Source organism: Paraconexibacter sp. (assembly GCF_041602235.1).
Lineage (GTDB): Bacteria > Actinomycetota > Thermoleophilia > Solirubrobacterales > Solirubrobacteraceae > Paraconexibacter.
On record NZ_JBFIGP010000173.1, the window covers coordinates 1 to 8,055 of the forward strand.

Genomic DNA, 8,055 nt, shown 5'->3' on the forward strand with positions numbered 1-8,055 from the left:
CGGACGCACGTCGTGTTCTTCGACGGGGTCGCCAACGGGTTCACACGCCACGCCTTCGCCGCGGGGGCCGACGACCTGGTCTCCGCCGATGCGATGCAGCCCGGTTCGGCCGCCCAGGTGGTGTTCGCCCTGGAGAAGGCGGCGGCGCGGCGTGGCGGGGAGTCGCGGGACTCCAGCGTCGGCGAGCTGATCACCGTCCTGGGGCCCAAGGGCGGCACCGGCAAGACCCTCGTGTCCTGCAACCTCACGGTGGCGCTCGCGCGGGCCGGGGCCAGCGTGATCCTCGTGGACCTCGATCTGCAGTTCGGTGACGTCGGCCTGGCGCTCGGACTCGACCCCGAGCGCACGAGCCATGAGCTCGCGACGTCCGGCGGGTCGCTGGACCAGGACAAGGTGGCGGACTTCCTCACCCGTCACAGCTCCGGTGCGCGGGTGCTGCTGGCGCCCCGGCGACCGGACCACGGTGCGGCGGTGAGCGTCGGGTTCCTCACGCAGCTCCTCCCGATCCTGCGGACGATGGCCGACTTCGTGATCATCGACACCGCGCCGAGCTTCGGGCCGGAGGTCATCGCCGCGATCGACGCCTCGTCGGAGATCTGCCTGGTCGCGATGCTCGACGCCCTCTCGCTGAAGAACACGCGGCTGGCCCTCGAGACGCTCGACCTGATGGGTCGCGACCCGCAGCACACGCGCGTCGTGCTCAACCGGTCCGACAGCAAGGTGGGGGTGAACGTCGCGGACGCCGGCGTGTTGCTCGACCGGACCCCGGACGCGCTGATCCCTTCCAGCGGGTCCATCTCGCGCTCGGTCAACGAAGCCATGCCGATCGTGCTCGGCAGCGCCAACGTCGAGGCGCGCGAGGCGTTCGAGCAGCTGGCGCGCCAGTACCGCCCGCAGCTCGACGTCCCGGACCTCAAGGGAGCGCGCGGTCCCAAGAAGCTGGGGCGGTTCGTGCGGCCCGGCCGCTCGAAGGCGGCGGTGTGACATGGAGCTGCACGAGCGGCTGAGGCTGGAGTCGGCGCCCGCCGGGGGCGGCACGGTCGACGTGTTCGCCGAGCTGAAGAACCGCATTCACCTCGCGGTCATCCAGGACCTCGGGCCGCAGCTCTTCGCGCAGGACCTCGCGGTCGACGACCTGCGCCGACGGGTGGTCGCCGGGGTGCGCAGCCGCCTCGAGCCGGAGACCGGCCTGGCCCGGGAGGACCGGGACCGCCTGGTCGAGGAGATCGCGGACGACACGGTCGGCTACGGCCCGCTCGAACGGCTGCTCGCGGACCCCGGGGTCAGCGAGATCATGGTCAACGGTCCGCACAGCGTGTGGATCGAGTCGGCGGGCCGGCTCTCGAAGACGCCCGTGCGCTTCCACGACGACTCGCACCTGCGGCGCATCATCAACAAGATCGTCGCGCAGGTCGGTCGCCGCATCGACGAGGCCTCCCCGATGGTCGACGCGCGGCTGCAGGACGGGTCGCGGATCAACGCGATCATCCCGCCGCTGTCGCTGACCGGCCCGGTGCTGACGATCCGCAAGTTCACGAAGAACCGGATGATGCTCTCGGAGTTCGAGGCCATCGGGACCCTGTCCGCCGAGGCGATCGCCTTCCTGGACGCGAGCGTGCAGGCCGGCCTGAACATCGTCGTCGTCGGTGGCACCGGTACCGGCAAGACGACGCTGCTCAACGCGATGTCCGCCTGCATCCCGGAGGACGAGCGCATCGTCACGATCGAGGACGCGGCCGAGCTGAAGCTCCAGCAGGAGCACGTGCTGCGCCTCGAGTCGCGCCCTCGCAACGTCGAGGGCGAGGGCGAGGTGAGCATCCGCGACCTGGTCAAGAACGCGCTGCGCATGCGCCCGGACCGCATCGTCGTCGGTGAGTGCCGCGGGGCCGAGACGCTGGACATGCTGCAGGCGATGAACACCGGGCACGACGGATCGCTGACCACGGTGCACGCCAACACCCCGCGCGATGCGCTCGCCCGTCTCGAGACGCTCGTCCTGATGGCCGGGTTCGACCTGCCGATCACGGCGATCCGTCAGCAGATCGCCTCGGCCCTGGACCTGGTGGTGCAGCTCGAGCGCATGCGTGACGGCACGCGCAAGGTGACCTACATCACCGAGGTGCAGCGGATGGAGTCCGGGATCATCACCCTGCAGGACCTCTTCCGCTACGAGATGGCGCGGGTCGACCACGAGGGCAACGTGGTGGGCACGCTGAAGCCGACCGGCCTGCGGCCGGCGTTCGCCCACAAGTTCGAGCGGGCAGGGGTCACGCTGGCCGCCGCGTTCGGTCAGGTGGGCGGGTACCCGCGGGCGGCCGGGTAGTGCGGCTGTTCCGGGCAGGCCTCGCCCTAGCGGTGCTGCTCGTGCTCGTCGGCCCGGCGTCGGCGGCATCCGCGGCGGACCCGACCCTCGTGGCCGGGGCGACCTCCCCGTTCGGACGCTCGACCTTCCTGCTGACCCTGCCGGAGCGGGGCCCCCTGCCCGCGGACGCGATCCTGACCGAGAACGGCGGGCCGCTGGGCGACGTCTCGGTGATCCCCGCGGCGGCGCTGCCCGGCAGCTACGGGGTGGTGCTCGTCCTCGACACGTCCGCGGGACGTGCCGCGCGGACCGTGCGCGCCGAGTACCGGGCGGCACGCGCCCTCATCGCCAGCCGTCCTGCCGGGATCCCGATGGCGATCATCACCTACGACGGGGTGGCGACCGTCGCGGTGCCCTTCACGACCGATCAGCACCCGCTCGTGGACGCGTTGCGGGCTCCGCCGATCCCGGCCCCGGGCGCGCGCGTCGTGGACGCCGCCGACGCGGCCGTGGGGCTGTTCGCGGCCGAGAAGCTCGGGGCGGGAGCGATCGTCCTGGTCGCGGGCGAGCGGGATCGCGGGAGCCGGGCCCGCGCGCCGGCGGTCGCGCGGCGCGCCCGCGAGGCCGGCATCTGGATCTTCGGGATCGGTCTGCGGGGGCCCCGATCCGCCACCGGCGTCATCGATGCGCTCACGCCGGACGGCGTCGGGCAGAACCTGGGCACGGTGTCGCGAGGTGAGCTCGTACCGCTGCTGCGGGCGGTCGGTGAGCAGACGGCCGGGGCCTCGGTGCTGTCCTACACGTCGGCCGGCGCGCCGGGCAGCCGCGTGACCGTCGAGTACCGCGCCGGTTCGCGCTCGGTCCGCACCGACGCCGTGCTGCCCGAGGCGAGCCGGTCACGTCGCGAGGCGGGCGACCTCCCGTCGCGATCGCAGCCCGCGTCGCCGAGCTTCGCGGAGACGGCGGCCGGCCGCGTGCTCATCAGCCTCGCGGTCATCGTGCTGCTCGTGGGTGCATCCGCCCCGCTGCTCGCGTCGGCCCGTCGCCGCCGGGAGCTGTACGGGCGAGTCGGTGGGTACGGGCTGCACGAGCCCCAGGCCGAACCGGTCGAGGAGGACGTCGTCGCGCCGGCGCCCGAGCGGTCGCGGCTCGGCGGGGATCGGATGCGGCGTCTCGGTCAGGCCCTGGAGATCGCCGGGATCGACCTGGCGGCTCCCCATCTGGTCCTCCGCACGGTCGTGGGGGCGGCGGTGTTCGGGGGGCTCGTCGCCGCGACCAGCGGGATCCCGCTGGCGGGCATCATGGCGGCGGCGGGCGTGCCGCTCGTCGTGCGGTACGTCGTACGGCGCGCGCTCGCGCGCCAGCGCGGTCTGTTCGCCGATCAGCTCGCGGACGCCCTGCAGGCGGCGGCCTCGGCGATGCGCGGCGGGCACAGCTTCGTCGGCGCGCTGGCGAGCATCGCGGACGAAGCTCCGGAGCCCACGGCGGGTGAGTTCCGCCGGGTCGTCGCCGCCGAGCGCGTCGGGGTGCCGCTCGCCGACGCCCTGGGCGAGATGACCGAGCGGATGGACAACCGCGACGTTCGGCAGGTCGCCCTGGTCGCGCTGCTGCAGCGCGAGACCGGTGGCAGCGCGGCGGAGGCGGTCGACCGGGTGGTCGAGAACCTCCGGGGACGCGACGACGTCCGGCGCCTGGTCACCACGCTGACGTCGCAGGGCCGGATGAGCCGCTGGGTGCTGACCGCCATCCCCGTCGGGCTGGGCCTGTTCCTCACCGTGCTGAACGGGGAGTACATGGCGCCGCTGTTCGAGACCGGGATCGGTCGGGTGGCGCTCCTGCTCGCGGTGCTCATGTGTGCCGCCGGCTCCACGATCATCGGCAAGATCGTCGACATCGAGGTCTGACGATGCTGACCGTCATCCTCGTCTCGCTGCTCGTCGGCTACGCGGTGCTGGAGCTGTCGCTCGCCGTGGGGGCCGCGCGAGGCCGCGTGGACCGCTCGCTCGTGCTCGCCCGCTCCTACGGCTTCGGTGAGGACGCGCCGGTGGTCGACGAGCCGGTCGAGCGTGCGAGTCCGGTCGGGCTCATCGGCTCGCGGTTCATCTCGCGGCTCGGGGGAGCGGGCCTCGAGGAGCAGCGGCGACTGCTGCTGGCCGCCGGGTACTACGACATCACCCCGGAGCGGTTCCTCGGGTTCCGCATCCTCGGCGCGGTCGGCGTACCGATCCTCCTGCTGCAGTTCGCGATCTCGAGCATGGCCCCCGTGCTCGCGGTGCTGATGCTGGTGCTGGCGGGGCTGGTGGGCTGGACCCTGCCGAGCACGATCATGGCTCGGCGCGGGACCCAGCGGCTGCAGGTGATCGATCGCTCCATGCCCGAGCTGGTGGACCTGCTCGTGGTCTGCGTGGAAGCCGGCATGGCCTTCAACGCCGCGCTGCGCGCCGCGACCGAGCGGGTGGACGGTCCTCTCGGCGTGGAGCTGCGCCTGTTGCTGCAGGAGCAGCAGCTCGGGGCGTCGATGGCCGATGCGCTCGGGCACGTGGTCGAGCGGGCCGACACGCCCGCGGTCCGCGCGTTCGTGCGGACGATCGCGCAGGCCGACAAGCTCGGCGTCCCGGTCGGGTCGCTGATGCGCACCCTGGCCGAGGAGATGCGCAAGCGCCGTCGCGCGAGCGCCGAGGAGCAGGCGCAGAAGGCGCCGGTCAAGATCCTCTTCCCGCTCGTCTTCCTGATCTTCCCCTCGATCCTCGTGGTGCTCATGGCGCCGGCGGGGCTGGCCCTGATGGAGAGCTTCAAGTGATGGGCGACGGTGGCTTCGGATCCCCGTGGCGGCGCGGCGGGTGGTTCACCGCGGTCTTCGCCGCCTTGTCGCTGATCGGGGCGGGCACGTTCGCCGTGGCCGAGATCGATCCGGGGATCACGTGCCCGGCCTCCGGCTCGCCGCTGCCGCCGGACGCATGGCCCGAGCAGTGCCCGCCGCCCGAGGGCGAGTCCACCGGTGTGCCGTCGTCGGCGGATGCTCCCGCCGACGCGCCGGAGGCACCGGGGCAGGCCGTTCCGGAGGACCTCGTCGAGGACCCGTCGTCGGCTCCCGCGCTGACGCCGCTACCCACCCCGGCCGGTGCGCCTGCGGACCGGCCCGAGAGCCACGACGACGAACCGTCGTCGATCGACACCGCTGCGGGCGAAGTGACCGTTCCGCCGGAGGCGACGGCGAGCGGGGGTGCCTCACCGTCCACCACGTCGGCGGGGCACACGCCCGCATCCGCGGGGACGCCGTCGCCGACCCCGCAGGCCACCGCGGGACCGGGGCAGCCGGCAGTCGCGCCCTCCGCGGCCGAGCCGCTCCCCAAGACCCCGCAGGTGACCGCGCCACCGGCGACGCAGCCCTACGCGGTGCACCTGCCGCCCGCCGCCGGCCGTGGGCCCGACGACGCCCCCGTGGGGGGCGTGGAGCCCAGCCGCGAGGTGCTCGACGACCTGGCGAAGAAGGCCAGCCGCACGACGGCGGGCCCCGCTCGCACGGCGCGGCCGGCACCCACCTCCTCACCCCCGTCCGGGCCGGACGGGACCGCCCATGTCCACGGCACGGAGGAGTCGGCGGGCGCCGCACTCACGTTCCCCACGGTCGACGTCGACTGGTCCGCGTTCTCGCCCCTCGCCGGGCCGAGCTTCGCCGCCTCCGAGACCGCGCGGTTCCCCGGCCCCGCGTTCCTGCTGCCGATCTACGAGGCCGCCGGTGCCGAGTACGGGGTCCCGTGGCAGGTGCTGGCGGCGATCAACGAGATCGAGACGAACTTCGGGCGCAACCAGGGTCCCTCCAGCGCGGGTGCGGTCGGGTGGATGCAGTTCCTCCCGTCGACGTGGCAGGCCTACGGGGTGGACGCCGGCGGGGACGGGGTACGCAACCCCGCCGACCCGGTGGACGCGATCTTCTCCGCCGCCAACTACCTGCGGGCCGCGGGCGCGCCGGGTGACATGGGGCGCGCCGTGTTCGCCTACAACCACGCCGGGTGGTACGTCGAGCGGGTCCTGCGGCGGGCGGCCGAGTTCGGGCGCATCCCGTCCGACCTGCTCGCCGCGATGAGCCGTCACGGGCGCAAGGACGCCGACGCGATACGCCGGGCGACCGGCGGCGCCGGCTACCTCGACGAGCGGGCCGACCCCGACTCGCTCGGGCGGGTGCTGCTGCTGGACGACGAGTCGCTCCGCGCGGCGGTGCTGGACGACGACCGCATCTCGGTCTACCCCTGCGGTCGTGGGGACATCGCCGACGGGATCGTCGACCGGCGGGTGCTCGAGGTCCTCGCGATCCTCGCCTTCCGCGACCTGCGACCGACGGTCAGCTCCCTGCGCTGTGGACACGGCTACCTGACCGCCGGGGGCAGCGTCTCCGACCACTCCCACGGCGGTGCGGTCGACATCGCCGCGATCAACGGCACGCCGATCGCCGGGAACCAGGGCGCCGGGTCGGTCACCGACGACGCCATCCGCGAGCTCCTGAAGCTCCAGGGCGGGGCCCGGCCCAGCCAGATCATCAGCCTGATGCGCTACGCCGGGGCCTCCAACACCCTGGCGCTGAGCGATCACGACGACCACATCCACGTCGCGTTCCGGGCGCTGGGAGAGATCGATGGGGACGGCTCGGATGCCCGGTAGGCGCGGTCGCCTGCGACGCGTGCGACGGGACGAGTCCGGCGCGGCGCTGGTCGAGATGGCGCTCGTGCTGCCGATCCTCCTGATCGTGGTCTTCGGCATCCTGGAGTTCGGGCGGGCGATCAACTACTGGATCGACACCACGCACCTCGCCAACCAGGCGGCGCGGTTCGCGGCGGTCAACAAGAACCCCAACGGCTCCGGGACCCTCGCCGCCTACATCGCCGCGCAGGGCACCACGCAGGAGCTCCGCAACGGCGGCACGCAGTCGGTGCCCAACGCGCTGACGGTCACGCTGTGCTTCCCGGCCGGCACGTCGAAGGTCGGCGATCCGGTCCGGGCGGTGGTCTCGACGACCTACAACTGGATGCCGTTCCTCGGCCTCAGCGCGACGTCCAGCACCCTGAAGGGCACCGCGACGATGCGGATCGAGGTGCCGCCGACGGCGTACACCGGTACGACGACGTGTCCGGCCTGAGCCGCCGGTGCGGCGGGGTGGGCCGGGAGGACGGATCGGCGATCATCCTCACCGCCATCGCGATGACCGCGCTGCTGGCGTTCCTGACCTTCGGGCTGGACGTCGGGAACTGGTTCCTCCACAAGCGCCACCTGCAGATGCAGGCGGACGCCGCGGCGCTCGCGACCGGTCAGGAGTTCAGCGCCGCGTGCGGGTCGGCGACCCAGAACGACCAGAGGATCATCGATCGCGCCAAGCAGTACGCCGGCTTCGCCTCCCCGAGCGGCCCGAGCTACAACCCGCAGGTCGCCGGCCGGCAGGACAGCGTGCACATCGCGATCAACTCGAGCACCTGGTACGGCCAGTCGAAGACGGACCCCACGGTGGACACCCGCCCGCCCTGCCAGTCGGCGATGGTGGACGTCAAGCTCACCGAGACCGACCTGCCGTTCCTGATCAAGCTGATCAACGGCGTGGTCCCCGGGAACGTCGTCCCGGCCATCAATGCCCACGCGCGCATCTCGGTGCGCAAGCTCACGGCGCGCAGCGGGTTCCTCCCGTTCGCCGTCCCGCAGGCTTCGCCCTCCCGGGTCCGTGCGACCTTCATCAACGAGACGACGGGCGCGACGCTCGGACAGGC

General features: G+C 73.0%; 7 protein-coding genes. All 7 read left to right on the plus strand.

From position 1 onward, the window contains the following. Positions 1-984: CpaE family protein (locus ABYE80_RS13595; RefSeq protein ID WP_372790822.1), on the plus strand; the 984-nt coding region annotated here is incomplete at its 5' end. Position 985: 1 nt separating this feature from the next. Further along, positions 986-2,323: a CpaF family protein gene (locus ABYE80_RS13600; protein WP_372790823.1), complete on the plus strand. Its 1,338-nt coding sequence runs from the start codon at positions 986-988 to the stop codon at positions 2,321-2,323. A gap of 32 nt (positions 2,324-2,355) precedes the next feature. Next, entirely contained in the window at positions 2,356-4,206 is a 1,851-nt protein-coding gene (locus ABYE80_RS13605; RefSeq protein WP_372790824.1) for a type II secretion system F family protein, read from the plus strand. 2 nt (positions 4,207-4,208) lie between these two features. Then, positions 4,209-5,102, plus strand: coding sequence for a type II secretion system F family protein (locus ABYE80_RS13610; protein ID WP_372790825.1), 894 nt, complete (start codon positions 4,209-4,211; stop codon positions 5,100-5,102). Next, complete coding sequence (locus ABYE80_RS13615) at positions 5,102-6,961, plus strand: lytic murein transglycosylase (RefSeq protein WP_372790826.1); 1,860 nt, start codon at positions 5,102-5,104, stop codon at positions 6,959-6,961. Before ABYE80_RS13610 ends, ABYE80_RS13615 begins: the two co-directional genes overlap by 1 nt. A 19-nt stretch (positions 6,962-6,980) precedes the next feature. Continuing rightward, positions 6,981-7,436 (plus strand): TadE/TadG family type IV pilus assembly protein, encoded by a 456-nt coding sequence (locus ABYE80_RS13620; protein ID WP_372790827.1) that lies wholly within the window; start codon positions 6,981-6,983, stop codon positions 7,434-7,436. Further along, on the plus strand, positions 7,424-8,055 hold a 632-nt coding region (locus ABYE80_RS13625; protein WP_372790828.1), incomplete at its 3' end, for a pilus assembly protein TadG-related protein. The genes ABYE80_RS13620 and ABYE80_RS13625, both read left to right, overlap by 13 nt.

What these genes read in the sequence shown, in the direction of transcription:
- ABYE80_RS13600 (WP_372790823.1), top strand. Translation starts at nt 986, where the DNA reads ATGGAGCTGCACGAGCGGCTGAGGCTGGAGTCGGCGCCCGCCGGGGGC.
- ABYE80_RS13610 (WP_372790825.1), top strand. Translation starts at nt 4,209, where the DNA reads ATGCTGACCGTCATCCTCGTCTCGCTGCTCGTCGGCTACGCGGTGCTG.
- ABYE80_RS13615 (WP_372790826.1), top strand. Translation starts at nt 5,102, where the DNA reads ATGGGCGACGGTGGCTTCGGATCCCCGTGGCGGCGCGGCGGGTGGTTC.